General features: G+C 56.9%; 4 protein-coding genes and 1 pseudogene. 4 read left to right on the top strand and 1 reads right to left on the bottom strand.

Annotated elements, in window-relative coordinates; genetic code table 11:
• The 4 genes and pseudogenes from DQ405_RS27355 to DQ405_RS27130 form a co-directional block, all read left to right on the top strand.
• On the top strand, positions 1-354 hold a 354-nt coding region (locus DQ405_RS27355), incomplete at its 5' end, for a hypothetical protein (protein ID WP_206678947.1).
• 8 nt (positions 355-362) lie between these two features.
• Positions 363-1013 carry a CHAP domain-containing protein gene (locus tag DQ405_RS26705; protein WP_168426492.1) on the top strand — a complete coding sequence of 217 codons (651 nt, stop codon included), beginning with the start codon at positions 363-365 and terminating at the stop codon, positions 1011-1013.
• A gap of 31 nt (positions 1014-1044) precedes the next feature.
• Positions 1045-1434: a DUF7079 family protein gene (locus DQ405_RS26700; RefSeq protein WP_241730240.1), complete on the top strand. Its 390-nt coding sequence runs from the start codon at positions 1045-1047 to the stop codon at positions 1432-1434.
• A 67-nt stretch (positions 1435-1501) separates the two neighbouring features.
• Positions 1502-1645, top strand: a pseudogene (locus tag DQ405_RS27130) (nuclease); the annotation flags it as partial.
• Between the two features lie 29 nt (positions 1646-1674).
• On the opposite strand, the gene DQ405_RS26690 reads toward DQ405_RS27130, so the two are convergent.
• Positions 1675-1972: transposase domain-containing protein (locus DQ405_RS26690; protein WP_168426490.1), on the bottom strand; the 298-nt coding region annotated here is incomplete at its 5' end.

Raw genomic sequence — 1972 nt, 5'->3', positions numbered from 1 at the left:
TTGTCGGGTTGCGAAGCGTTGATGCTTGGCAATGTTCTGGTCTACTGCGCCACCAGGGAAGAGCCCGAGCTAGCGGTAAAAGAGCTACCAATCGCCAAAGTAGGCAGGCCTTACAGCGCTCGCATTGACGTAGTCCACGCGAGCACAGGTGTCAGCAAGCTCCTAGTAGCTCCAGCCAAGCCTCTGCCCGAGGGATTGGAGCTGAGCCATCAAGCAAGGGATAAGCATGGCGTCATTAGCGGAACCCCTCTCAAAACCGGCACTTATGACGTGCTGATTTACGGGAGCACGTTCGGCACCCAATGCGCCGGCCAGGACGTGGAGCAGCTCTACAAGATAAAAGTGATGAAATAGCAAAAGCCATGACTAAGCTTCGAGGCACTTTCCTCATAGGCCTGGCCATTCTGCCGCTGGCCGCCTTGGGGCTTTATTCCGCCGTTACCCGAATAGACCCCAACCCGAAGCATGCGGTGGGCGAGCAGGTTGATGAGCTAAACGGCGTAGCCATTTACTACAACGGCGGGGTCAACACGGTGCAAGGCCGTAACCTGACTCAGGATGGTTATAACCTAGGCCTTCGCTATCAATGCGTCGAGTTCGTCAAACGATACTATTTTGAGCGACACGGCCACCGCATGCCGGACACCTACGGACATGCCAGAGACTTCTTTGATCGTCGCGTTGGTGATGGCGGCATGAATGCCAAGCGCGGCATGTTGCAGTTCACCAACGGCAGCACAACGCCTCCGCAAGCGAACGATCTTTTGGTGTTCGCCCCATCGCTGCTCAACCGCTACGGGCACGTTGCGATCATTGCCAGCGTCGGTAGCGACACACTGGAGATCGCTCAACAAAACCCAGGGCCCTTTGGCCGTTCCAGGGAAAGTCTGCCCCTAGCCCACCGTGACGGCCGCTGGTATCTCGGAAATGACAAGGTGCAAGGTTGGCTCCGGCTGCGTGCTGCGAATGAGCAAAACCCAACGCTCGTTCAAAGCGTCGGGTTGATTCACTAGCCACGCTGTGTAGGGTCTGCAGGAGCGATAAATGACGAATTCGAGCCTTCTTATGGGAGGCCTTTCGACAAGGCAGGACCAAGTTAGGCTATGGGAAGCGCTGTCAGACGTATTTGTAGATAACTTCATCGACTACGCCAGCGTAGCTGGGAACCTGAACGGCTATGACCGCTCCACCATCGAGACGGCATTCTTCGTAGAAGTCGCACCCGCCTGTTACTCGAACCTGCAGGCCCCCATTCCTCCCATCTGGACAGCTTTCGACCCCACCTGGCTTGCTGAAACGATCGACCGCATCCATGAAGCGCGAAGGTCCTCTTTACTCAGGCGTCTGCGCGACAGGGCTCTCATCGCCTATCTTCGCTATCGTCTCAAGCCAGAATGGCAGCGCATCGAGATGGCTCTAGGTCAACAGAAATAAAGGTTCGTTCAACTACACTCGCTTTCGGTAAGATCCGGCAAGTTGCTGGATCAATCGAGGCAGAGAAATGGACTTCACTCCCGTCATCACGCAGGTTTGGGGCACGCTTGGCTGGTTTATCCCAGCCGTATTACTGATCGGCCTGCTCAAGTCGCCTTGGGCCAAGGGTCATATTGGCGAACTCCTGGTGCGGCTGTTTGCCCATTGGCGTAAGCGTACGCCGAACTCACCTTGCGCGACTCAGGCCGGCGCCCACTGATGCGGCAGCAGTTGGCCGATCTCACTCGCCCGCTGCGTCGGCAGCCGTGTGAGTACGTCCTTAAGATAGGCATACGGATCATGCCCATTCATCCGCGCCGACTGGATCAGACTCATGATTGCTGCCGCGCGTTTGCCGCTGCGCAGTGATCCGGCAAACAACCAGTTCGAGCGTCCAAGGGCCCATGGCCGGATCTGGTTCTCGACCTGGTTGTTGTCGATGGGCACAGCGCCATCGTCCAGGTAGCGCGTCAGCGCTACCCAGCGTTTTGAGGCTGTA

The organism is Pseudomonas sp. SST3, assembly GCF_003325755.1.
The sequence above is the reverse complement of the archived record's forward strand: the minus strand, read 5'-3'. Positions and strand labels throughout refer to the sequence as shown.